Origin of the sequence: Novosphingobium sp. RL4, assembly GCF_035658495.1 — a bacterium.
Lineage (GTDB): Bacteria > Pseudomonadota > Alphaproteobacteria > Sphingomonadales > Sphingomonadaceae > Novosphingobium.
On record NZ_CP141945.1, the window covers coordinates 1,367,812 to 1,391,076 of the forward strand.

Below are 23,265 nucleotides of genomic sequence, written 5' to 3' on the forward strand. Positions count from 1 at the left end.
TAAAACTATCCGCATACCTGACAGAAGATGTCAGCTTGGCGGTTCGATAACGGCTTGTCGACACCGATCAGGAAACCCGCAATGAACCCAATCGAGCCAATTACCCTGTTCCACGCGCCGCAATCGCGCTCCGCCGGCGTGCTCACGCTGCTGGAGGAACTCGGCGCGGCCTATGAGCTGGCCATTTTGAACATCAAAGCAGGCGAGCAACGCAAACCTGATTTCCTCGCGGTCAACCCGCTCGGCAAGGTGCCTGCGATCCTGCATCGCGGCGTGCTCGTGACGGAGCAAGTCGCGATCTTTATCTACCTTGCCGATCTGTTCCCGAATGCGAAGCTGGCTCCACCCATCGACGATATTCGCCGAGGCTCCTACCTCCGGTGGCTCGTCTACTATGCTGCGTGCCTTGAACCTGCAGTGACCGACAAGGCACTAGGCCGCGAGCCCGGGCCCTCAGCAATGTCACCCTATGGCGACTACGATCATGTCGTAAACACGCTGGAAGAACAGTTGCGGAGCGGGCCGTATCTGCTTGGGGACGATTTCAGCGCTGCGGACATATTGTGGGGCGGCGCATTGAACTGGATGATCGCGTTCAAGCTGATACCCGGCAACGACACTTTCCGTTCCTATGCTGCGCGGATTGCCGGCCGCCCTGCGGCGATCAAGATTGCGCGTCAAGATGAGGCACTCGCCGCCACTCATCAGCGGGCTGTCGATGCAAGCAAGGCAAATGACCTGCCGTAGTTCATTGCTACCTTTGGGTACCGAGGCCGAAGCCGCCAACCGGCGACGTCTCGGCTACCCTCTCCATTCCCGCAATGAGGGGACGTCCTCTCATGATCGCGTCTCGCACCGAGGGAAGCGCCAAGGAAGCCGCGTGCAGGTCCTTCGATTCCCAAACCTCAGTGATCCAGATGATGTCCGAATTCGTCGGATCAGCGGCGACGACGTAGCTCAAACAGCCGGGCATTCCGGCAATGCCGGCTATCAGAATCGCCGAAAGGGCGTCCCACTCACCGCGGCGTGCAGTCATCTTGCTGATCAATCCGTACATGGCGTCCCCTTTTTCTGCTGCGGCAGCTGGTCCAACTGCCGAGAATGCCACCATGCCCGTGAGTACGGTGCGTCGCTCAATGTCCATTTCTCCACCATAACGAAAGGTTACGCGAGAGGAAGGAACATCAGCAGCTGTAGCTACCTGCGGGACTACTGATCCGCAGCTATCCGCGTCAACCGCAGATAACTGCCGGGCGGAAGCGTCCCTAGGTCCCGCCACTGCTCCTGTCCGATCCCGACATTCGCACCTCTAATGAACGACCTAGTTTGGTCGGTACTGCTATTACCGCGAGCTGCTCGCCGAGACCATCGCGCACGCCAATGGCTCGCTCCAATCAAACCCTGCCCGAACGATCGCCTCATCCTCAAGCAGTGGACCGTATCGCCGGCGCAGGCGACTTCATACGTCCTCATGGCCGCTTGCAATCATGGCGGCGAAAACCTGAACATGCTGATCGCCCACCAGGGCGCTGATCGTGAAGGTTTAAAGTTCCGGATCATTAAAACACCCAACGTCCGAAGCCTTTTGGCTCGGGGTTTTTCAATCTTGGATGGTTTGCTTTCCTGCGTTGGAAACCGCAAAACTGCGTAGGCCCGAGGTCCCAATGTCAGTCTTTCCGGCCGTTGCTCACCATCCAATGAACGAATGGCGGGTTTCAGCGATACCGGACCTTCCGCACTTGGCGATCAGGATTTGCACCCTGAGTGGCCGCAAAGGGTCGATTGACCCTCGACCTTTTCATCAGGACCAGCGATATCGCCTTATGGCGTCTGATCGTAAAACCGTCGAATTCCTTGTTGAGCAGATGGCAGGCGGGGGCACCGTTACAGCCAAGGCGATGTTTGGCGAATTCGGCATTTATTGTGATGGGAAAATGGTCGCATTGGTCTGCGACGACCACCTATTCGTAAAGTCCACGGTTGGAGGGCGGGCATTCGCTGCCGGCGCGGAAGAAGCACCTCCGTATCCCGGTGCAAAGCCCTGTCTCCTGATCGACGCGGAACAGTGGGATGACAGTGAGTGGCTTGCCGAGATCGTTCGTATCACATTCCAGGAATTGCCTGCTCCCAAGGTCAGAGCCAAGCGCAAATCCGCTTGATTCAACGCCTGGCAGAAGCCGGTGTTCGTTAAACGACTGTCGCTTTGTGTCCGGTCCGGACGTACGCACCACACTTGGTGAACGGCAATATCTGGTTGACACCTGCCGGATTGCGGACCGTCGGCACCTGCCGCGCTGCAAACGGGTGCTGAGCGTCTCATAAGGGGCGAGTGCGTCAGCAAGGAGCAATGATAGCTGACATTTTCAACTCAGGCGCTCGGTCCCTTCGCCTCCTCAGCCCTGTTCCCTATCACTCGAATCACGGGCATGGATCGCGCATGGGGTAAGGCAGAACAGGACCGACAGTTTCATCGGGCCTGAGATGTTCTAATTTGGTCCCGGGGCGATGGTCGCGGAATGTGGCGGCCAGGGTACGCAGGGCCTCACGCGATTTCATGTCGGTCAGCGTGGAGAACATCACGAGCTCGGTGGACGGCAGCGGCGGCAGGCCGAAGCGTTGACTGACTTCCATCGTTCCCGGCGGTGCCAGCCGGCAGGAGAAGGCGGAAATGGCAAGTCCGGCAGAGACTGCTGCCGTCACCATCGCCGAGGTTCCGCCTAGAAACACTTCCGTCCACGATATGCAGGCGGCGGAGCCATGCCCGGCGGCCCGAAACTGTCGTTGAACCCGCCACCCGACTTTGTCCCTGATGGGGGCGATACATGGGGCGGGGGCTTCGCTGCCCGGCAGCTGTCAAACTTGCTGATGGCCGGGTCGGACATGAGCTGACATTTCAAGCACCGAATCGGGCATCGTATGTTAATCGGAAGCTACCTGATCGGACCGTCCGCACCGAAGTAAGCAAAAGCATGGTCAGAATTTCGTAAATGGGTCGGTTCGGACAAGATAGATCGTCAGGTCGAGCGCGATTTTTGAGGTTGGCTTCGTAGTAAAAATTCGAGAGGTTGCAAAGTTTGGCCGTATTTATCCTATATAGTCTTCGAGAAATTCAAGAGCGCTTAGGACTTTGTCTGCGGCCGAGTTACGGGGGGCATATGCGAATGCCCCCATCCTCGTCAGATTGTTGAGCGAACCGGCCGGACGATTAGCGTATTAACATCCACATCCGCCGGCTGCTCCACTGCATAGGCGATGGCGCGCGCGATCGCGTCCGGCGTAAGCGCGATGGAGCGGAAATCGATCATTGCCTGCGCCGCGACCGGATCGGTGATCGTGTGGGCCAGTTCAGATTCCACGACGCCCGGTGCGATAATGGTGACGCGAATGTCGTCATGCTCCATGCGCAGCGCCTCCGAGATGGCGCGCACTGCGTATTTTGTCGCGCTGTAGACGCCGCAGGTCGGCCACACGGCATAGCCGCCGATCGAAGAAATGTTGACGAACTGGCCGCTGCCCTGGCCCTTGAAGCGAGGGAGGGCGGCGGCTATGCCGTGCAGGACGCCTCGGATGTTGACGTCGATCATCCGGTCCCATTCGTCAACCTTAAGGCTGTCGAAGCGCGACAGCGGCATCAGGCCCGCATTGTTGACCAATACATCAACGCGGCCATATTCGGCCTCTGCCGCGGCGATGAACGCCTCGAAATCGCCGCGGTCGGTGACGTCGAGCGACCGGAAGGCGATCGTGCCTCCAGCTGCGTTCAGTTCCTCCGCCAGCACGGCGAGCCGGTCGGTGCGGCGAGCGCCCAGCATCAGCTTCGCGCCGCGCGCCGCTAGCAGCCGCGCCGTGCCTTCGCCGATGCCGCTGCTGGCGCCGGTAATCGCGATGACCTTGTCCTCGATAGTCATGATAGTCACTCCTGTTCAGACGGACCGAACCATCGATCCAATGCCCGTTAGATGGCGCTATCTGGTCGGAAGGAGGTAGAACGGTCATCCGGGATGATTGCACGATATTCCAGATTTCTAGCGTCGGGCTGGATCGGTCGCTATCGACTGTGTAGGCGGATCATACCGAAGGCTCTGGGAGAAGCGCTGATGGCGCATCAAGAACTGGCTCGACAGATTGCCCGATACGCCGAGTGCGAAGGCATCGTCGACACGCCCATCGCTCGGCTCACGCTGGTCCGCTCGGATCAGGGTGGCGAGCCGGTGCATATGGTGCAGCGTCCGGCGCTGTGCATCATCGCGCAGGGCGGCAAGCGCGTGCTGCTGGGCGATGCGGTGATCGACTATGGCCCTGCCAGCTACCTCGTCGCCTCACTTGACCTGCCCATCACAGGCGCTGTGACACGCGCGAGCGCCGACGCGCCTTATCTCTGCTTTTGCCTCTATCTCGACCCCGCCCTGTTGTCGGAGATCGCGCTAACCCTGCCGCCCCTGCCGGCGGGCACGGAGGAGAGCGGCGGGATGACGCTACACCCGATGACACCTGAACTGATTGACGCGGCGACGCGGTTGACGGCGCTGCTCGGCGATCCGGCGAACGCGCCGCTGCTCGCGCCGCTCATCGAGCGAGAATTGCTGGTGCGGATGATGACCGGGCCGGGCGCAGGCGTCCTGCGGGCGATAGCGAGCGGCGAAAGCCGCACCAGCCAGCTGGCTAAAGCGATCGCCTGGCTTAAGGCCCATTTCCGCGAACCATTTAGCGGACCGCACCTTGCCACCCTTGCCGGCATGAGCATGTCGAGCTTCCATGATCATTTTCGCCGCGCCACCGCCATGACTCCGCTGCAATATCAAAAGCAGCTGCGGTTGCAGGAAGCGCGGGCGCTGATGCTAGCCGACCGGCTTGATGCGGCAGAGGCGGGCTTCCGTGTTGGCTATGACAGTCCTTCCCAGTTTAGCCGAGAGTATCGTCGCCTCTTCGGCGCCCCGCCTGTCCGCGACTTGAGGCGGTTAAGGGCAACGCCGCAGATGGCTATGGCGATTTGAGGGGGCGAGGCGTAGTTCGGTCCGATGCGGGGCGACGATAATTGCCCAGCTGTGATCGGCTTCGTTACAGGGAGCAATGGCGCGCTTGGAGAGCGCCAAAGACTGGATCGACAAACACTCGCTGATCATCGTCGCTTGCAAAATAGGGTCCGCTCCCCGAGCATTGCGAACCGTCCGCATCTCATGTCCCCCTTGGCGCGACAAATTGGGTGCGACATCGAGACAGACGACACATGTTTGGGATCATGCGCTAGAGAACAAAGCTTCTCTGCCCTAACAGCAAGCGGCACTTGCCGATGGCGCTATTGCACAAATCCGAGCGACAGCCGCGAGATATAGCTGACGGTCTGCACTTTGGAGTTTCGAAATGAAAGCCGAGTGTCTGCGTGGGGTCGACGGCGGGAAAGCAGCAAAATGCCAACTCTAGCCTTTCAAAGATGCAACAGCCTCGCTTGTAAGCCGCCGTCCGAAATCTAAATCGATGCGTCGCGCGGGTCCGGTCAGTGCAACCGATCTGCCAATCCTCAAGATTGCCGATCATCCGTCTCGCGCAAGTCTTAGGCTGATCTACCGCGTGGTGTAACGGTGGATCCGTGCGCGGCGAAGGATCTTGTCCTCCAACGAATAATAGAGCCAGATTGCGTCACCAGTCACAATGCATGACGCCGCAAAGGCAATGTCGGTGGCGTCCCGGCTCTTGGCGGGCGGCGGCATGAGGATCGGTTCAAGGCCTCGCCCGGTCACGCAGCTGAAATCGGGTGCGAAGCTGATCCAGCCGATGCGCCAACGCGCGTCCACCGTCGCCCCGTTGTAAAACATGACCGGATCACAGCCTGGCTGCTGGACGATTGGTCCGGTCGACAGATGCCAATTGTCCCAGCTGTCCTCCCGGATCGTGAATGGATCATCGATTACCGTCCACGGACCTTCGGCCGTCGCCCCCTCCGCCATGCCGATCCGCGAGGCATTGCCCCTGGCATATTCGTAAAAGAGTCGGAACCGCCCGTCCGATCCCTGCGCCAGCGTCGCTTCCTTGATGTTGCCTTCGCCGTCGGGCGCCTTGAGCATGACCCGTTGTTCGCGCAGGCTGGTTAGGTCGCGCCCTTTCGCCACCAGCAGAGCGCCCTGTGACCGGGCGGCATCGACGCCAGTGTAGAAGACAAGATAGGCGCTATCCTCACCAAGCACGACGGTCGGATCCTCGCATCCGCCGGCATCGTCGGGATTAGGGCCAGGCAGGATCGCCGGTGCCTCACTCATTCGGAAAACGAGACCATCATCTGATTCCCCGGCCCAGATAACTCCGGTCGGATCGTCCGGCCTCAAAGGATTGGGAACGACGCGGACGAGCAAGCGATAGGTCTCACCCTCCATCCACACATAGGGGCTCATCAAATCATGATGTGCCAATCGCCCGTCGGGCCCGGCGATATCGAGCGTGACGGTCTGCAATTCCTCGACAACATAGGCGGCCATTCCCGTCAGGCTCCTTGCGCAACGGTCAGCGACAGCGCGCCGTCGATCGTAACCGTGGTGCCGGTGATATAGTCTGCGGCGGATGAGAGCAGGAACAGGATCAGATCGGCCACCTCGTCCGGCGTTCCTGCGCGGCCCCAAGGTATTGCCATTTCCTTGCGCCGCAGTTCGTCGGGATGATCGAGCGCGCTCTGGTTCATCGGGGTCAGGATCATGCCAGGCGCGATCCCGTTGACCGCCACACGCTTCGGCGCGAGTTCCAGCGCGAGGGTCGCTGTAAGCTGCGCGAGACCTCCCTTGGCGGCGTCATAGTCGACCCCGCCTGCACGTGGCGCGCGCTCGTGAATCGAGGATATGTTGACGATCCGGCCGCCTCGGTTCGCACCATCCAGCGCGCGCACCATGCGCCGACATGTCAGGAACGGACCGTAGAGATCGGCGCGCATCAGGCGATCGAACTGGACCAACTCCATATCGCGCAGCATCACGCCCGTCATATTCAGCCCGGCCGAATTGACGAGAAGGTCGACCGTGCCGAAGCGCTCTTCTGCCAGATCGAAGAGTGCCTCGACGCTCTGCTCATCGCCGACATCGGTCCGTACAGCCACGGCCCTCCCACCGCTGTCGGTGATTTCGGCGACGACTGCATTCGCTCGGCCCTGATCTGCGAAATAGGTCAGCGCGACAGGGAGGTCCGCTTTACCCAGTTTAATCGCGGCGGAGCGCCCGATTCCCGATTCCCCACCCGTCACGATCGCGACCGATGTCTGGCCGAAGGATAATGTGTGATGCGCCATGCGCAGATAACACCCGAAGGTGTCGTAGGTGCCGTTGCTCAATCACCTTGGATTGTCTGGGCATAACATATTCAGGGGCATGGCTACTTTGGGGCCGCTTTGCGCCCTTTGTCAGTCGCTCAGTGCCCTAAGGCAGGCTCCCGAAACCGGCCGTGCCGGAAAACACCCGATTGTCGGGAGGACTTAGTGTGGTTCAACCTTCGATTGATTCAGGCGATACGCCCCGCTCAGTCGTTGCGGATCAAGCACTTCAATATATGCTAACGTCATGACGTTACTTATAAAAACATCTCAAAATCCCTCCGACGCTGAATACGAAGCGATTTTCAGGCCCCTACACACTCACAACATAATGCGTGCGGGTGATCCGTGTATTCGGCCCATCGCCGTGTTGCTAACCAATGAGATGGGTGACAATGTAGGAGGGCTTTGGGGCCAGTGCGCCTATGACTGGCTCATTATAGAAATGCTTGCCATTCCGCTAGAATATCGTGGCAAGAACTATGGCAAAGCCCTTGTGGAACAAGCTGAAAATATCGCTCGATCCAATGATTGCATCGGGGTCTGGCTCGACACATTCGAATTTCAGGCTAGCGGATTTTATGAAAAGCTGGGCTTTGAGGTATTCGCCATAATCGACGATCATCCCATCGGCCAAAAGCGGCTTTTTCTTCGTAAGAAGCTTTGATCTCAATCTTCCAGAAAAAATATGATGGAGGCCGACGGCAGTTTACGGCAGGGATTTCCAGCCTGAGGCGTCGGAAATTGCCTGATTGTCGTGTAGCGAGACTGCATTAATGCCCGCTTATGCAAGAAGGAACTTGCAAAGGCTCGTATGTACACCGATCATCATCATACGATGAAGTCCGCTGTACGGAAAGCCCCGTCGGATTGAAAATATGTCGGAAACCCCGTTCAGAGATGTTTTCCGTAATGCCCGATCGGCAGCCATCTCACTCGCGCCTTTCCGAACGCGACATTCCGCTAACGGCCAGTCGAAGGCATCCAAAATGGGAAAGCTGCCAGTCCGCACCTGGTAGCGCAAAATCGAGAGCCGAGCGACCGACAAGGGTTGACGGCAGAAGTAGTTGCTACGTGCCGATTCCAGGCAGCCATCCCGCTCTTTGCGTCGCGACGAATGGACGGCTCAGGCCCACGCTGTATGCGAGCTACGACACCGGTCCCTTCCGTGCCTTGCCAGAAGCCCTTCGCTTCGGTCGTGGATCAATCGGCGCCAACGAAAAGACCAAGCTAACAAGGTGATTCTTGCCTTCGTCCTTCGGTTGGCTCGTCAATTCACTCAAGCGTTCGAGCAGAGTGTTGACCTCGGTCAGGTCGCTATCGCTGAGCCAGCCCTTGTTGCGCGAAGCCCATAATTCTCGTTTAGGACCGGAAACTACCGCATTCACTCTACCCAGCGCATCCTGGAAATCGCGTTCAGCTATTTGCATCAATCCATGAGCGAAATTTCTCAGTTCGGCAGCATTACCATTAGGACGCAGATCGTAGGCCAGCCGAATTGGACCGCCATCGTGGCTTGCCAATCGGTATCGCCGATCGCCGTTATCGTCCGCCGGCACTTCGCAGATCAACCCAGCCGCTGCGAGCGCACGCAAGTGATAATACAAGCCATCTGCCGGACGCCCCAGCTCTTCCGCCAACGTAGCAACGCTCGCCTCGCCCCCGATGGCAGCCAAAGTGTCCATCAGTTCCTGGCGCATTGGCGAACTCAGCAGTCGGATCATCGCCGGATCGGTGAGCGCCCCCGGATCGAATTGATGACTCATCCGCATGGACTCCTGTTGAAATACAGCTCATATATTTCAACGAATCGCTCGATGGAAGTCCGTGATCCGTACGAGGCTGCAAATGAGGAAAGCCGATCATGAATTGTTCAATGGTCCTTGCTGCGATCGTGGTTTCGGTATGCCTTTTGCCTAACATCGGCTTGGCAGCTGCTCCGCAATCATTTGAGCCCGCTGCTCTGCAGGCAGATCTGCGCTTCGCCATCGACACAATCGAACGGCAACATCCGCAACTTGAACGCTCGACGACCCGAGAGCGCCTGGAAGCCGCCGCAGCGTCAATACGCGGGCAGCTGTCTCGTGCCATGACGCAGGGGGAGGCGTGGGCGGCCATGGCCCAACTTAACCCGCTGCTCGCGGACGGCCACTTGTTCATCGGCTTGCCGAATTGGCGAGAACAGAGCGCAGCGGAAGTACGTCGAGGAACCGGATTTTTCCCTTTCGAAGTCGAACTCGACGAGCAGGGCTATCCGGTCATTACGGCAAAACTGGGCGGCGAGATGACGCCGTTCGCCGGGCGTAGGATCGTGAGAATAAGTGGTCGTGATGCCCAGGACGTAACGTACGCTTTGCTGGCTCGTATGCATGGAGATACGCCGGCATTTCGGGCAGCCTTGCTATCGCAGCGCTGGTGGCTTGGATTTGCCAAACTCTATGGCACTCCGGCAGTCTATGATCTTCAATTCGCAGGCTCTCCGATGTCGCATCGGGTCTCGGCGGGGCATGTGCTTCCGGCGATTTTGCAGCAAGAGGCTAATTTTGATCGCCTTTACTCCTGCCGCATCAACGCGGACCACACAGCGTCGCTGAAGGTTGCCTCATTCGCTTGGAGCGACAAGGCACAGTATTTCAAATTTACGCATGACTGTTTCGCACAGATGAAGGCGGCTTCTACGCAGCGTCTGGTAATCGATGTCAGCGCCAATGGCGGCGGCGATGACGACATGTGGAAAGAAGGTATCCTCCGCTACATTGCCACCAAACCTTACAAGCAGGGCTCGACCTACGTTAAACGCGAACGCGATGGCTCACTTTCATCGGGGAGCATCGAGACCGCGACCGTCCCAACCCTTGGCGAAGCGCTGCATTTCAACGGCAAGGTTGAGGTCCTGATCGGTCCATTGACGTACTCATCCGCCGTGCTGTTCGGAAATGTCGTGCGTGATTATGGCTTCGGCACTCTCAGGGGGGTCGGAAACAGCGCACGAACACAGCAATCCGGCGGCGTGCAATCCATAACGCTCCCCAATACAGGATTGGTTCTCTCCTACCCGCGCTTTGTGCTTGAGCCACCCTTGGGGACATCTGCACCAGGGTTTCTGGAGCCGACGGTCCCCAGTGGTCGCCACACCGCTCCTTAGGAAAGGACCGGCGCAAGGCAACCGCAAACCCGTCGGGAAGGTTCCTTGCGGGTTTGCAACAAAATCAGCCGATCTGGATCCGGCCTGTCCCGAACGTCTAGGTCGAGAAAGCGGGCTGGCCGCAACTTGGAACGGAAAGTTGGGTGCGGAATGGCTGGGAAGGGTCGACGGCGGGAAGGCGACAATGGGTCGGATCCTCGAATTTCATAATGCAGGCATTTATGCTGAGATTGCCAATCTAAAAGGATTATCCTGATGCTCGACGGCCCCCGCCTCGCTACGCTCTCCGGCACGGCCCCCACCGGACTGGTGGTCCTGCTTCATGGATACGGCTCCAATGGCGAAGATCTGATCTCGCTGGCGCGCATGATCCAGCCCACCTTGCCCGATGCGGCCTTTGTAGCGCCGAATGCCCCTTCGCAGATCCCTCACATGGCAGCCGCTTACCAGTGGTGGCCGATCGAGACCTTCTCGGCGGCGGAACATGCGGCCGGCGCGGCGGCTGCGGCGCCGGCTCTCGATGCTTTCCTTACTGCAGAACTCCAAGCGGCCGGGTTGACCGGCGACCGCCTGCTACTCGTCGGGTTCAGTCAGGGGACGATGATGGCACTCCACGTCGGGTTGCGCCGGAAAGAAACCGTCGCCGGGATCATCGGGATTTCGGGCATGCTGGTCGCACCGGATTTGCTGGAAGCGGATATCCGCAGCCGCCCTCCGGTCCTGTTGATCCACGGTACGGAAGACGAGGTCGTGCCGTTCCGTTCCATGGATCTGGCCAGCGCCGCACTCACGGCAGCCGGCGTGCCTGTCGAGATGCACGTCTCGCCAGGGCTGGGCCACAGCGTCGGGCAGGATGGCCTTGAGGCAGCTGCGGCATTCGCCCGGACCGTGATCGGTTGAACACCGCGCGTGCACCCTCTGACGGCGGCAGATTTCAGGTGCCCGCCACGACGTCCATCTCGTCGAGAACATCCTGCGACAACCGCAGGTTCGCGGCCGCCAGATTCTCGGTCAGATGCGCAACGCTCGAGGTGCCGGGGATCAGGAGCAGGTTGGGCGAACGTGCCAGCAGACAGGCCAGCGCAACCTGCAACGGGCTGGCTTCGAGCCGCGCCGCGATCCGGGAAAGCGCATCCGACTGGATCGGGCTGAACCCGCCCAGCGGGAAGAACGGGACATAGGCGATCCCCTGGCCGGCCAGGTCTTCCAACAGTGCATCATCAGCACGGTGGACGAGATTGTACTGATTCTGGACGCAGACCACGGGAGCGATCCTCTGCGCCTCGGCCACTTGCGAAGGTGTGACGTTGCTGAGGCCAAGATGCCGGATCAGGCCTTGCTCCCGCAAATGCGCAAGCGTGGAGAACTGTACTTCGAGCGATCCTTCGCTCGGTGCGTGGACATCGCCCATCAGCCTCAGGTTGACGACTTCGAGCTGCTCCAGGCCCAGATTGCGCAGGTTGTCGTGCACCGCCTGCGTCAGTTCGGCGGGGCTTTGCGCCGGCAGCCACGCGGCGTCGTCGCCACGTACGGCGCCCACCTTGGTCACGATGACCAGATCATCGGTATAGGGATGCAGCGCTTCGCGGATGATCTGGTTGGTGACGTGCGGTCCGTAGAAGTCGCTCGTGTCGATATGGTTGACCCCGGCCTCTACTGCGGCGCGCAGGACCGCAATGGCGGCGGCGCGATCGCGCGGCGGGCCGAATACGCCAGGCCCTGCAAGCTGCATGGCGCCATAGCCCATCCGGCTGACGGTACGGTCGCCAAGTTCAAAGGTCTTCGCGGGTACAAGATCGGTCATGCGCAAATCTCCTGAGTTTACGACCTAGGCATATGGACCGCTTGCCAACGATCGATAAGCCGTGCAGTTAAGCACAGGCTGTGCGAGAATATGCACAATGGCGACTGAACTTGACGATCTATCGGCTTTCGTGGCCGTGGCCCGCGCAGGCGGTTTTCGCGAGGCCGCCCGGGTATCGGGCGTTTCCGCATCCGGTCTCAGCGAAGCGCTTCGGCGGCTGGAGGCGCGGCTGGGCGTGCGCCTGCTGCACCGCACGACGCGCAGCATCTCGACCACCGAAGCGGGCAACCGGCTGTTCGAGCGCCTCTCCCCCGCCCTTAACGAGATCGATGCCGCACTCGACGCCGTCCATGCCGAGACCGACCAGCCGGCCGGCACCCTGCGGCTCAACGTCCCGGCGAATGTCGCCAGAACCGTCCTTCCCGGCATCCTGCCGACATTCCTGAAAGCGCATCCCCAGATCCGGGTGGAAGTGACCGTGGAAGACAGCTTCGTCGATATTCTCGCCTCCGGGGCCGACGCCGGCATCCGCTACGAGGAACGGCTGGAGCAGGACATGATCGCGTTACCGATCGGACCACGGTCGCAGCGGATAATCACGGCGGCGGCTCCGGCCTACCTCGATGTCCATGGCCGCCCCGCGCATCCCCGCGACCTACTTCACCACGCGTGCCTGCGCCTGCGCTTCTCCAGCGGCGCGCTGGCCATCTGGGAATTTGAGCGCGGTGACGAAGTGATCCGTATCGACCCGCCCGGTCCTCTCCTTATCCAGCCCGGTTCGGCTTGCGACCTGTTGGTCGAGGCCGGAATGGCGGGGCTCGGTGTCGTAAGGCTCTTCGAGGACTGGCTTGCCCCGGCCATGCAGTCGGGGGCCCTGGAACGGATACTCGACGAATGGGACGAGCCGTTCTCGGGGCCGATGCTGTATTATTCCGGCCGCCGCCAGCTTCCGCCTCCACTCAGGGCATTCATCGACTTCACCCGGAAGGAGCAAGCTGCGCCGCAAGCGCAAGGTTAACGACTGTCCGCTTGCAGCAGGATTTGCAATCAGGGCCTTCGCCCGCACTGATCTGAATGTCCTCGACTCGTCGACAACTACCCGAACCGGATAGGCAGCAGCGAAGACTGAAAAATTGGCTGCTGAACGGCCGCAATGGGTCGGCCTCTCTAGAAGTGTTCTACCTCTGGCCGTCAGGGCCATAGGAGATGTGTCATGGGATTATCAGAGTTTGATCCCGGCGCTCGCGAGCGGGTATCTTGGAACGCCGGGCGCAAGGTTGGAGCAAAGCGAGCGCTCAAGCCCCGTCAGATATGGGCGATCCGCTTCTTTGATGCGATCTGGTGAAAATCAGGATCAGCGATATCTTTTGTGATCGGAAAATTCGAACACGGGCCACGGTCGTACAGCAAAGGACCGGCAGACGGGCCCAGTTTGAACTGATGACCGATGCTCGCGCCAGCCTGCTCAAATGGCTGGAACTGAGAGGCGGGTTGTTGGAGGATTTTGCATTTCCTAGCTGTACCGATCACGCAGCCCACATAAGCACCAGGCAATATGCTCGCCTTGTTGACGAATGGGTCACGGGGATCGGACTTCCCGGCGAAGATTATGGCACTCACTCTCTGCGCCCATCCAAGACCCTTGCTCGCGGATGCCGGACAGATCGACGAACCTGTCAATCGATCGCAGTAGACGGCCTGCCGGCACGTGCCGTTCCAGGTTCAAGCTGTAAAACAGCGCCTCCTGCGCCATCGTCCGCTCACCCATCATCAGCCTGTCTCCGTCCTGCTGGAACAGTGAATCAGACCACACAGGCTACTTCAAGCCAGAGTTTTCCAACACCATCTGCCCATCCCGGTCATTCACGTGGGCGTCCCTGCATCGTCCCGGGGCAATGTCGGTGCGATGCAGGGATCGCTTTCAATACTTGTACTGGAACGACAGGAAGAAGCTGCGGCCCGGTTCGGGGAAGCCATCGGCCAGCACATAATAATCGTCGAACAGGTTGCGTGCGCCCGCGCCGATGACGATGCCTTCGCGGACCTCGTAGTTCACGGTCAGGTTGGCCTGCACGTAGCTTCCGGTGCGATAGTATTCGGTTCCGGCCGTGTTCACCGTCCAGCGGTTCGACGCGATATCGGCGTTGGGCAGGATGTGCAGGCCGCCCAGCGGCGCCCAGTCGGCCCAGACGAAGGCCTTGTGCGTGGGAACGCCGGTCGGCTGGAAGGCCGAGTTGGTCGGGTCGTCGAGGTCGCGGTGCGTGTAGGTGTAGTTGCCGCCGAGGCTCAGCGTTTCGGTCAGCCTTGCCGTCAGGGCGATCTCGCCGCCGTAGTAGTTGCCGCTGCCGAGGTTGCGGCTCTGGGTCACGGACTGGCCCTGGTAGAGGAACGGGAAGGCGACGATCACGTCGTTCAGGTGCGAGTAGAACAACGTGGCTTCGGCGTGGAGCGGGCCGAAATCGCGCGTGCCGCCGATTTCGTAATTGGTGGCGCGTTCGGCCTTGAGGTCCGGGCTGGACACCGCGCCGCCGAAGCGGGAGCTGAACCGCTCGAAGATAGTGGGGAAGCGCGCGCGTGACGAGACTCCGGCGTGAAGGCTGGTCAGCGGGTCCGGCGTCCAGACGAGCTGCGCCTGTCCGTTCAGCGCCTTACCGTTATGCAGGGGATAGGCGATCAGGACATTGCTGGCGTAGTCCTCCGCCCGCGTGAGATTGCGCCAGTCGAAGCTGACGCCGGTGGTCAGCGCCAGGGCGGGGCTGAAGGCAAGGCGGTTTTCGGCCGCGATGCTGTAGGTCTCCTCGATGCTGGTCTGCCGGGGTTCCGTGGTGCCGGAAGGGAAGGCCTGCTGCCATTCGACATGCTTGTCGCGCCGGTAATGGGCCGCGACGCTGAAGCGGTCAGACCCGCTGACGTTCACGTCGATCTGGGCCGAACCGCCCCAGGCAGTGTCCGCATAGTAGCTGTTGAAGGCGCGGCCTTTGGTCTGGGTGGTCTGCGTCGCATCGTCGAACGCGCGCAGCAGGTTGTCGAAGCCGTTGCGATAGGCGCGCGTCTTCAGCGTGGCCACATCGCCGAGCGCCGTGGTGGAGAGGAAGTAGATGCTGTCGATGTTCCAGTAGGGCCACGACCAGTTGCGCTGGCTGGACGGGGCATCGGAGATGTGCAGCGGCGCGTTCTTGGAGCCTTCCTGCCGGGTATAGCTGAGCGAATATTCGTCGGTGGCGTTGGGGGTGAAGCCCAGCTTGGCGTTGACGCGCCAGTCCTCGGTGCGCGAGAAGTCCCGGTGGCCGCCGTTTTCCGCCGAACCTGCGGCAGGTTCGTAGCCGCCGGGAAGATCCCAGTGGTCGGTGAAGCGCCGGGTGTAGCTGGCCTGCGCGTACCACTTGTCCTGCCGGGTGCCGAGCAGGGCGAAGAGATTGTAGCCTGCGTATTCGCCCTTTCGGCCCAGGTCCAGGGTTCCGCGCGCCTCTGCTTCGATCGGCTGGACGGGCTTGCGGGTGACGAGGTTGATCGCACCGCCCATCGCCCCGGGGCCGTCCAGCACCGAGGCATAGCCCTTGGCCACCTGCACCTGCGCGATATCGCCGGTGAGGAAGCGGCCGTAATCGAGCCGCCCGTCGGCGGGCAGGTAGACGCGGATGCCGTCGATCGAGAGCGGCACCTGGTAACGGTCGAAACCGCGCACGTTGATCAGGCGTTCATTGCGAGAACCGCCGCTGTTCGAGGAGGAGACGCCGGGCATGAGATTGAACGCATCGTCCAGGCTGGCACGCTGGAACAGCCGCATGGCGTCGGCGTCGAGCGTGGAGGAGGAGATCGTCGGCGTGGATTGCGTGGGGGCGGTGACGATGATCTGCCCCAGCGTGAAGGCGCTGCCCTGTTCGGTCGTCGCGGCAGTTTCGGCAAGCGCGGGCGCGGCCAGAACCGGCAGCCCGAGCGCGCAGGAAAAAGTAACCGCAAGTGCTGATGCGGAACGCATGAATGAAACCCCCATATTTTTGGCCTGTCGCCATTCCGGCGATTCTCTATATCTGGTGGTATATAGTCGAGGGCGAACATGAAAGACGATTACAACAATGGGGCATCCACGATGATGGGGCGTGCGCCTCCTTGGGCCGGGCTTGGAACGGCGCTGATACTTGCCGCGCTGTCGGTTTCCGGAACGGCCTGGGCCCAGGTCATCCCGATGCAGTCGCCGGTTCAGGCCCCTGCCCAAACTCCTGCTCAGGCACCGGCCGAGGCACCGGGCCCGGCGGCTTCCGGCTCCCCTGGCGGCGAATCTTCGCCTATGGCGGATCGCATGCCCAGTCCGATGGCTTGCCCGTCCGATCCGGTGGAGCTGCCGCCCGAACTCGCCGCCTGGAACCAGCGCACGCGGCTGCTGGCGGCGCGTGACACGCGCTCGCTTTCGGGCGCCACGATCGCGATCGGCAAGGGGATCGAGGGCGGTCTGCGGCCGACCCCGGAGATGCGCTATGCCCAGCGACCGGAAAAGCCGGGCGGTTCGGTCAGTTTCGGCGGCCTTTACACGTTCGATGTCGCGGAGGCGGGCAGCTATCGCGTCGCGCTCGGTTCGGCGGCCTGGATCGATGTCATCAAGGCCGGGAAAAAGGCGGGAGACGGCACGGCCATGACCTCGACCGCGCATGGTCACGGCCCTGATTGCTCGGGAATCCGCAAGATGGTGGACTTCACGCTCGAGCCCGGAACTTACCTGTTGCAGGTCTCGGCCAATGCCGATGACCGGCTTCCCCTGCTCGTCGCCCGGCTGCCCTGAGCGGGCGGATGCGATACGCCCTGCTCGGGCTGTCGCTGCTTGCCGCGACGCTCTCCGGCCTGTCGGCACGGTCCCGTCCGGGGTGGGACTGGGGCGCGGGCGTTCCGGCGCCCCGCGTTCCCGCCGACAATCCGATGAGCGCGGCGAAAGTCGAGCTGGGCCGCCGCCTGTTCTACGACGCCGATCTCTCGGTGAACGGGACGATGTCCTGCGCGACCTGCCATGAGCAGCACCACGCCTTCGCCGACGGCAATCGCACTCACCCCGGCGCGCTGGACGATCCGGGGCGGCGCAACGTGCCGGCGCTGGTCAACCTCGCCTGGCTTTCCCCGCTGACATGGGCCGATCCGCGCCAGACGACGCTGGAGGCGCAAGTCTCGGTTCCGGTACTGGGCGACCATCCGGTAGAGATGGGGATGAAGGGGCGGGAAGCCGATATCGCGGAGCGGCTCGGACGGGATCCGTGTTACCGGACGATGTTCCGCAAGGCGTTCCCGGGCGAGGCGGGCGGCATCGGTTACGGCAAGGTCACGAAGGCGCTGGCCGCTTTCGAGCGCACGCTCGTGTCGCGGGACAGTGCGTGGGACAAGTTCTCGCGCGGGGAGGCCGATGCGATTTCCGCCGAGGCGAGGCAGGGCGCGACCTTTTTTGCGCGAGATTGCGCCTCATGCCATGCCGGGGCCGACTTTACAGATGCGCGCTTCCACCGGATCGCTGCACCCGGAGACATTCCGGGAGATGACGCGGGTCTGGCGGAAGTGACCGGCGTGGCGGGGGACATGGGCGGGTTTCGCACGCCGGGCTTGCGCAATGTCGGGGTGACGGCGCCCTATCTTCACGACGGGTCGATTCCCACGCTCGCCGGGGCGCTGCGTGCCCACGCGGGTTTCGAGGCGATGCCGCAGGACGAGGCGAAACCGCTGCTCGCTTTCCTCGATGCGCTTACCGATCCGGCGTTTCTGGCCGATCCCCGGCATGCCTTGCCGCGCACCGCCTGCGGCAAGGCGCTTTGATCACTCGCCCTTGGCGGGCAGCGGGGTACTGCGCAAGCTGGCCTCGAGCGCGGCGTATTCCGGCGAGTTCCCGAGAGCGGCCATGAGGCCCTGCAGGGACCGGAAGCGTTCCAGCACCGTTCGTCCGGTTTCCGTGAGGCGGGCGCCGCGTTCGTGGCTTCCTCCGGCTACCGTCTCGACTAGCGGCTGGTCCCAGCAGCGGTTCATGGCATCGACCAGGAGCCACGCCCGGCGATAGCTCATCCCCATCGCGCGCCCGGCGCCCGATATCGAACCCTGGCTGGCGATGGCTTCCAGCAGGTCCGCCTTGCCCGGCCCCATGGCGATTTCGTCTCCGCAATAGATGCGGGCGCGCAGCTTGAGGTGGGAGGGGTCGGTCATGGGCTCGGTCGAATGTTGGCGATAGGGACCGCGAATCTAGCCGAGTTCGGCGATGGGTGCGAGCGCCGAAAGCGGGTCTTCGCACCTGCGAAAGATTACATGCGCGCCGGGTTTTCGCCGCCATGCATCCTTGCGCGAAATCCCGCTGGAAAGCCGGATTGTTCCGGGACTATCACAAGGCTCGACTCGGTGTTCGCACCTGCATAAATGGCTCCCAGGATTCCACACCAGACGAAGCGAATTTCGCCCATGAACGCCAATACGGTCCGCCACGGCCGCATCGAGGATATCTACGCGATCGCCGTGGGCAGCGTGCTGATCGGCCTTGGGCTGACCATTCTCCATGCGGCGGGGCTGGTGACAGGCGGCATGGCGGGGCTGGCGCTGCTGGTCGGTCATTTCGCGCCGCTGCCGCCGGGCCTGCTGTTCGCCCTGCTCAACGTTCCGTTCCTGGCGCTGGCGCTGCGGGCGATGGGTTCGCTGTTCACCCTGCGCACGATCGCGGCGAGCGGCGGCATCGCGCTGGCCTCTGTGCTGGCCGAGCACGCGCTGACGATCGAGGTCAACGATCCCTTCGCCGCAGCCGTGGGCGCAGGCACCCTGCTGGGCATGGGCACGCTGGCGGTGGTGCGGCACGGGGCCGGGGTTGGCGGGGTCGGCATCGTCACGTACTGGCTGTTCCTGAAGCGGGGCTGGAACATCGGCCGCTCGCAGATCGCGATCGACTTTGCGATCCTTGGCGCTTCGGCACTGTTCCTGCCGGCGGACAAGCTGGCATGGTCGGCGGTGAGCGCGATTTCGATGGGCCTTGTTACCGGACTGTGGTTGCGGCCGGGGCGCTATGCGGGCTTTTCCCCGCTGCGCGCCGCCCGCCGCACCGCGCAGGACGATCAGTCCAGCCCGACCAGGCGATAGCCGACGCCGGGCTCGTTGCGAAGCATGGCCGGCTGAGAGGGATCGTCCTCCAGCTTGCGCCGGATGCCCCGCGCGGCCACGCGCAGGTATTCGACATCGCTTTCGTGGCCCGGCCCCCACACCGAGCGCAGGAGCTGGGCGTGGGTGATGACCCGGCCCGGACTGCGCGCAAGTTCCGAGAGAAAGCCGTACTCCTTTGGCGTGAGGTGGATTTCCGCGCCCCCCTTGCGAATGATCCGGGCGGTGAGGTCGATCTCGATATCGCCATGCCGCACGGGCTTTTCCCCGCTTTCCACCGGCAGCCGGTGGCGCAGCGCGGTGCGGATCCGGGCGAGGACCTCTTCGCTGTCAAACGGTTTGGCGACATAGTCGTCCGCGCCGAGGTCCAGCGCGGCCACTTTCTGTTCGGTGGCGTCGCGCGCGGAGACGACGATGATCGCCGTGCGCCCCTTGAGGATCGGGATCAGCTCCAGCCCGTCGCGGTCCGGCAGGCCGAGGTCCAGGAGGACCACTTCGGGCTTGTCGATCGTAAGCGCATTGAGCGCCTCGCGGGCGGTGCCGGCTTCCACCACCTGATAGCCCGCGCGGGAGAGCCCTGCGTGGAACAGGCGGCGGATGGCGGGCTCGTCATCGACGACGAGAATCTTGACGTTGGGGTTCATATCGTGGGCCATTCCCTGAGATGGGCCGGATCGAAGCGGATCGTGAAGCAGGCGCCTCCCTTGCCGTCCGCATCGGGCGGGCGGGCCGCCGCTGAGACCGAGAGTCCCATGGCCAGCGCGAAACCCCTGACGATGGCAAGGCCGAGGCCGGTGCCGCCCTTGCGGTCCGAACCCTCGATCCGGGCGAAAGTCTCGAAGATGCGTTCTTCCTCGCCGGGCGGGATGCCGGGGCCGCGATCCGCTACGGTCAGTTCGAGGCCGGGGCCGATGCGGCGCGCGGCGATTGCGATGGGTCCGCCGGGATCGCCGTATTTGGCGGCGTTCTCGATCAGGTTGGTGAGGCAATGGTGGAACAGGTGCGGGTCCACCATGACCATCGGCACGTCCCGCGCGATGGCGATATCCAGCCGGTGTCCGCCCAGCAGCGCGCGCAGTTGGTGCAGGGCCCCCGATACCGCTTCCTCCAGGTCCACCGGCTCCGCCTTGCCGTGCAGCGCGCCCGCCTCGATCCGGGCCATGTCGAGCAGGTTGGTGACGAAGCGGTGCAGCCGCTCCGCCTCGCCGCGCGCCGCCGCCATCTGTTCTTCCTGCTCGGGGTCGGTGGTGCGCACCGCATCGAGCGTGCCGAGGATCGTGGTCAGCGGCGTGCGCAAGTCGTGGCTGACCGAGGACAGCAGCGCATGGCGCAGCCGGTCGCGTTCGCGCACTTGCGACAGTTCGGCCATCTGCCCTTCCAGCAGGATCCGGTCCAGCGCGAGCGCGGCCTGATCGAGCAGGCTGAGCAGCAGGGGCAACTGGTCCGGCCGCACCGGCGCGCGGGCATCGCTGCGGGCCAGGCCGAAGACGCCCATCGCCGCGCCGCCCGCCGCCAGCGGATGGAACAGCCATTCCGAGGCGGTCAGCGTGTCCGACCCGCGCCCGGCTGGCGCATTGTTGTCGTAGGCCCAGGTCGCGGCGGCAAGGTCGAGGGTTTCGAGATGGGCTTCCTTCGGCCAGCTCCAGCGCTGCGAGAGGCCGTCATCGCCGGGCATCAGGAGAACCGCATTGCCGGCCAGCAGGCGGCCGATCTCGGCGCAGAGCAGGTGCCCCAGGTCGTCCACCGTCCTCACCCCGGTCAGCAGCCGCGCGAAGCCCGCCAGCGCGCCGTTCTGCGCGGCGCTGGCCTGCGCCTGCAAGGCGTGCGCCCGCACCCGCGCGGCAAGCTGGCTGCTGACCACCGCCACGCCGAGCAGGACCAGTACGGTGAGGATGTTGCGCGGGTCCTCGATGGTCAGGGTGTGGGTGGGCGGGATGAAGAAGAAGTTGTAGCCGATCGAGCAGAGCAGCCCGGTGACGACGCCGGTACGCAGGCCGTAGCGCGTGGCGGCGACCATCACCGGCAGCAGGTAGAGCAGGCCAAGGTCCGAGATATTGCCGGTGCGCAGGATCTGCGTGCCCATCAGCGTCACCGCCGCGGTGAGCGCGAAGGAGACGAGGTAGCCGGAGAGGCTGCCCCATTCGCCGCGCGGCCGGCTCAGGCGCGGCACAGGGGTTTGTGCCGCATTGTCGCCGGTGGGCAGGACATGGACCGCCAGCCCCTGCGTTTCGCGCACCAGTCGGTCGACGATCGAGCCGTGGCGCAGTTCGAACCAGCGCGAGCGGGACGATTTCCCGACGATCAACTGGGTCGCGCGGGCTTCCGCCGCGAAGCGCTGCAGGCCTGCGAGCACGGTCTCGGCCGGCAGCGTTGCCACTTGCCCGCCAAGCTGGGTGGCAAGATGCAGCGCATCGGCGAGGGCGGCGTTCTCGCCGTCGCTGAAGCGGGCGCTGCGCGGGGTCTCGATGTGGACGGCGGTCCACGGTGCCCGCAGCGCGTCTGCCATGCGCTTGGCGGCGCGGACCAGTTCGAGCGAGCCGGGCTGTTCGCTGACGGCCACCACCAGCCGGTCGCTCGCCGCCCAGGTCCCGGCCATGGCGTGGGCGCGCACATAGTCGAGCATCTGCGCGTCCACCGCCTGCGCTGCGCGGCGGAGCGCCAGTTCGCGCAGGGCCGAAAGGTTGGACTTGGAAAAGAACGCGCCAAGCGCGCGGGTCGCTTCCTCCGGCACGTAGACCTTGCCCTGTCGCAGGCGCTCGATCAGTTCGTCGGGCGGAATGTCGACGATTTCGAGTTCGGCCTCCTCCAGCATCCGGTCCGGCAGGGTTTCGCGCACGCGGACATGCGTGAACGAGGCGACCACGTCGTTCAGGCTTTCGAGGTGCTGGATGTTGAGCGTGGAATGGACGTCGATCCCTGCCGCCAGCAGTTCCTCCACATCCTGCCAGCGCTTGTCGTGGCGGCTGCCGGGGGCGTTGGTGTGGGCCAGTTCATCCACCAGAACCAGCGCCGGGCGGCGTTCGAGGATGGCGTCCATGTCCATCTCGTCCAGCGCGTGGCCCTGATAGGCCATGCGGCGCAGCGGTACGATCTCGAGCCCGGCAAGCTGCGCCGCCGTTTCCGCCCGGCCATGGGTTTCGGCAACGCCGACCACGACATCCAGCCCCGCCCTGGCGAGAGCGGCGCCTTCTGCCAGCATCTCGTAAGTCTTGCCCACGCCAGGAGCCGCCCCAAGGAAAACCTTGAGGCGGCCTCGGTTCTCGCGCGCGGCGGCGCGAAGGAGGGCGTCGGGATCGGGCCGGGGATCGTTCACGGCCGTGCTTGTGCGCCGCCTGCCGCCATGCTGTCGAGAGCGAGATTGAGTTCGAGCACGTTGACGCGCGGTTCGCCCAGGAAACCGAGCAGGGGGCGTTCGACATGCCGCGCCACCAGCGCATCCACCCGCGCCTTTTCAAGGCCGCGCGCCCGGGCCACGCGATCGGTCTGGAAAAGCGCCGCCTCGGGGCTGACATGGGGGTCCAGCCCCGAGGCGGAAGTTGTCACCAGGTCGGATGGAACGAGGGAACCTGGGGATTTCTGAAGCGCGGAAACGTCTGCCTTGACGCGGTCGGCAAGGGCCTGGCTGGTGGGGGCGAGGTTGGACCCGGAGGAGGCCATGGCATCGTAGCCGCCCCGTTCGGCGGCGCCCGCGGCGGAAGGGCGGCCGTGGAAGTAGCGGTCCTGCGTGAAGGCCTGGCCGATCAGGGCCGAGCCGATCACCTGTCCGTTGCGCTCGATCAGGCTGCCGTTCGCCTGCCGGGGGAACAGGGCCTGCGCGATCCCCGTGAGCGCCAGCGGATAGGCAAGGCCGAGCAGGAGCGCGAAAAGCACGGTGAGCACGAGCGCGGGGCGCGCGGCGGTGGTGAGATCCTTGAGCATGGATGC

The 23,265-nt window shown here is 63.1% G+C and carries 21 protein-coding genes and 2 pseudogenes; 11 read left to right on the forward strand and 12 right to left on the reverse strand.

Annotated features, from left to right (window positions below; genetic code table 11):
• Positions 1 to 81: 81 nt before the first annotated feature.
• Positions 82 to 747 carry a glutathione S-transferase family protein gene (locus U9J33_RS22990; RefSeq protein ID WP_324699282.1) on the forward strand — a complete coding sequence of 222 codons (666 nt, stop codon included), beginning with the start codon at positions 82 to 84 and terminating at the stop codon, positions 745 to 747.
• A 7-nt stretch (positions 748 to 754) separates the two neighbouring features.
• Here the strand turns inward: U9J33_RS22990 and U9J33_RS22995 are convergent, their stop codons facing one another.
• Positions 755 to 1,144 carry a putative quinol monooxygenase gene (locus tag U9J33_RS22995; RefSeq protein WP_221937268.1) on the reverse strand — a complete coding sequence of 130 codons (390 nt, stop codon included), beginning with the start codon at positions 1,142 to 1,144 and terminating at the stop codon, positions 755 to 757.
• A 679-nt stretch (positions 1,145 to 1,823) separates the two neighbouring features.
• Between U9J33_RS22995 and U9J33_RS23000 the strand changes: the two genes are divergently transcribed.
• Complete coding sequence (locus U9J33_RS23000) at positions 1,824 to 2,159, forward strand: TfoX/Sxy family protein (protein WP_324699283.1); 336 nt, start codon at positions 1,824 to 1,826, stop codon at positions 2,157 to 2,159.
• Positions 2,160 to 2,418: 259 nt separating this feature from the next.
• On the opposite strand, the pseudogene U9J33_RS23005 reads toward U9J33_RS23000, so the two are convergent.
• Together U9J33_RS23005 and U9J33_RS23010 are read right to left on the reverse strand one after the other, a co-directional pair.
• Positions 2,419 to 2,751: pseudogene (locus U9J33_RS23005) on the reverse strand (hypothetical protein); the annotation flags it as partial.
• Between the two features lie 425 nt (positions 2,752 to 3,176).
• Complete coding sequence (locus U9J33_RS23010) at positions 3,177 to 3,908, reverse strand: SDR family oxidoreductase (RefSeq protein WP_324699284.1); 732 nt, start codon at positions 3,906 to 3,908, stop codon at positions 3,177 to 3,179.
• 189 nt (positions 3,909 to 4,097) lie between these two features.
• Here U9J33_RS23010 and U9J33_RS23015 point away from each other — a divergent pair, with 189 nt between their 5' ends.
• The gene (locus tag U9J33_RS23015) at positions 4,098 to 4,994 is read left to right on the forward strand and encodes an AraC family transcriptional regulator (RefSeq protein ID WP_324699285.1); all 897 of its coding nucleotides are present in this window, start codon (positions 4,098 to 4,100) and stop codon (positions 4,992 to 4,994) included.
• A 567-nt stretch (positions 4,995 to 5,561) separates the two neighbouring features.
• Here U9J33_RS23015 and U9J33_RS23020 read toward each other — a convergent pair.
• Positions 5,562 to 6,470 carry a glycosidase gene (locus tag U9J33_RS23020; RefSeq protein ID WP_185999348.1) on the reverse strand — a complete coding sequence of 303 codons (909 nt, stop codon included), beginning with the start codon at positions 6,468 to 6,470 and terminating at the stop codon, positions 5,562 to 5,564.
• Between the two features lie 5 nt (positions 6,471 to 6,475).
• Entirely contained in the window at positions 6,476 to 7,267 is a 792-nt protein-coding gene (locus tag U9J33_RS23025; RefSeq protein WP_324699975.1) for an SDR family oxidoreductase, read from the reverse strand.
• Positions 7,268 to 7,535: 268 nt separating this feature from the next.
• On the opposite strand from U9J33_RS23025, the gene U9J33_RS23030 reads away from it, so the two are divergent.
• On the forward strand, positions 7,536 to 7,955 hold the full coding sequence (locus U9J33_RS23030) for a GNAT family N-acetyltransferase (protein WP_054434307.1): 420 nt from the start codon (positions 7,536 to 7,538) through the stop codon (positions 7,953 to 7,955).
• A 481-nt stretch (positions 7,956 to 8,436) separates the two neighbouring features.
• Here the strand turns inward: U9J33_RS23030 and U9J33_RS23035 are convergent, their stop codons facing one another.
• The gene (locus tag U9J33_RS23035) at positions 8,437 to 9,054 is read right to left on the reverse strand and encodes a helix-turn-helix domain-containing protein (RefSeq protein ID WP_324699286.1); all 618 of its coding nucleotides are present in this window, start codon (positions 9,052 to 9,054) and stop codon (positions 8,437 to 8,439) included.
• 110 nt (positions 9,055 to 9,164) lie between these two features.
• Between U9J33_RS23035 and U9J33_RS23040 the strand changes: the two genes are divergently transcribed.
• Positions 9,165 to 10,433 carry a S41 family peptidase gene (locus U9J33_RS23040; RefSeq protein ID WP_324699287.1) on the forward strand — a complete coding sequence of 423 codons (1,269 nt, stop codon included), beginning with the start codon at positions 9,165 to 9,167 and terminating at the stop codon, positions 10,431 to 10,433.
• A gap of 255 nt (positions 10,434 to 10,688) precedes the next feature.
• The gene (locus tag U9J33_RS23045; protein ID WP_324699288.1) at positions 10,689 to 11,333 is read left to right on the forward strand and encodes an alpha/beta hydrolase; all 645 of its coding nucleotides are present in this window, start codon (positions 10,689 to 10,691) and stop codon (positions 11,331 to 11,333) included.
• A 34-nt stretch (positions 11,334 to 11,367) separates the two neighbouring features.
• Here U9J33_RS23045 and U9J33_RS23050 read toward each other — a convergent pair whose 3' ends face one another.
• Positions 11,368 to 12,237, reverse strand: coding sequence for an aldo/keto reductase family oxidoreductase (locus tag U9J33_RS23050; protein WP_324699289.1), 870 nt, complete (start codon positions 12,235 to 12,237; stop codon positions 11,368 to 11,370).
• Between the two features lie 97 nt (positions 12,238 to 12,334).
• Here U9J33_RS23050 and U9J33_RS23055 point away from each other — a divergent pair, with 97 nt between their 5' ends.
• Together U9J33_RS23055 and U9J33_RS23060 are read left to right on the forward strand one after the other, a co-directional pair.
• On the forward strand, positions 12,335 to 13,255 hold the full coding sequence (locus U9J33_RS23055) for a LysR family transcriptional regulator (protein WP_324699290.1): 921 nt from the start codon (positions 12,335 to 12,337) through the stop codon (positions 13,253 to 13,255).
• A gap of 195 nt (positions 13,256 to 13,450) precedes the next feature.
• Positions 13,451 to 13,875: pseudogene (locus tag U9J33_RS23060) on the forward strand (integrase); the annotation flags it as partial.
• Between the two features lie 283 nt (positions 13,876 to 14,158).
• Here U9J33_RS23060 and U9J33_RS23065 read toward each other — a convergent pair.
• Positions 14,159 to 16,216, reverse strand: coding sequence for a TonB-dependent receptor (locus U9J33_RS23065; protein WP_324699291.1), 2,058 nt, complete (start codon positions 16,214 to 16,216; stop codon positions 14,159 to 14,161).
• A gap of 78 nt (positions 16,217 to 16,294) precedes the next feature.
• Between U9J33_RS23065 and U9J33_RS23070 the strand changes: the two genes are divergently transcribed.
• Positions 16,295 to 17,014: a hypothetical protein gene (locus U9J33_RS23070; protein WP_324699292.1), complete on the forward strand. Its 720-nt coding sequence runs from the start codon at positions 16,295 to 16,297 to the stop codon at positions 17,012 to 17,014.
• An 8-nt stretch (positions 17,015 to 17,022) separates the two neighbouring features.
• On the forward strand, positions 17,023 to 18,027 hold the full coding sequence (locus U9J33_RS23075) for a cytochrome c peroxidase (protein ID WP_324699294.1): 1,005 nt from the start codon (positions 17,023 to 17,025) through the stop codon (positions 18,025 to 18,027).
• Here the strand turns inward: U9J33_RS23075 and U9J33_RS23080 are convergent, their stop codons facing one another.
• Positions 18,028 to 18,408: a winged helix-turn-helix domain-containing protein gene (locus U9J33_RS23080; protein WP_054434945.1), complete on the reverse strand. Its 381-nt coding sequence runs from the start codon at positions 18,406 to 18,408 to the stop codon at positions 18,028 to 18,030.
• 249 nt (positions 18,409 to 18,657) lie between these two features.
• Here U9J33_RS23080 and U9J33_RS23085 point away from each other — a divergent pair, with 249 nt between their 5' ends.
• Positions 18,658 to 19,323, forward strand: coding sequence for a YitT family protein (locus U9J33_RS23085; RefSeq protein ID WP_082370126.1), 666 nt, complete (start codon positions 18,658 to 18,660; stop codon positions 19,321 to 19,323).
• On the opposite strand, the gene U9J33_RS23090 is transcribed toward U9J33_RS23085, so the two are convergent.
• The 3 genes from U9J33_RS23090 to kdpC are packed head-to-tail and all read right to left on the reverse strand — an operon-like array spanning position 19,299 to position 23,259.
• Positions 19,299 to 19,985, reverse strand: a complete 687-nt coding sequence (locus U9J33_RS23090) for a response regulator transcription factor (RefSeq protein WP_324699976.1) — start codon at positions 19,983 to 19,985, stop codon at positions 19,299 to 19,301. The genes U9J33_RS23085 and U9J33_RS23090 overlap by 25 nt on opposite strands.
• Entirely contained in the window at positions 19,982 to 22,654 is a 2,673-nt protein-coding gene (locus U9J33_RS23095; RefSeq protein WP_324699295.1) for a sensor histidine kinase KdpD, read from the reverse strand. The genes U9J33_RS23090 and U9J33_RS23095 overlap by 4 nt, the downstream gene beginning before the upstream one ends.
• Entirely contained in the window at positions 22,651 to 23,259 is a 609-nt protein-coding gene (gene kdpC / locus U9J33_RS23100) for a potassium-transporting ATPase subunit KdpC (protein ID WP_324699296.1), read from the reverse strand. The genes U9J33_RS23095 and kdpC overlap by 4 nt, the downstream gene beginning before the upstream one ends.
• Between the last annotated feature and the right edge of the window lie 6 nt (positions 23,260 to 23,265).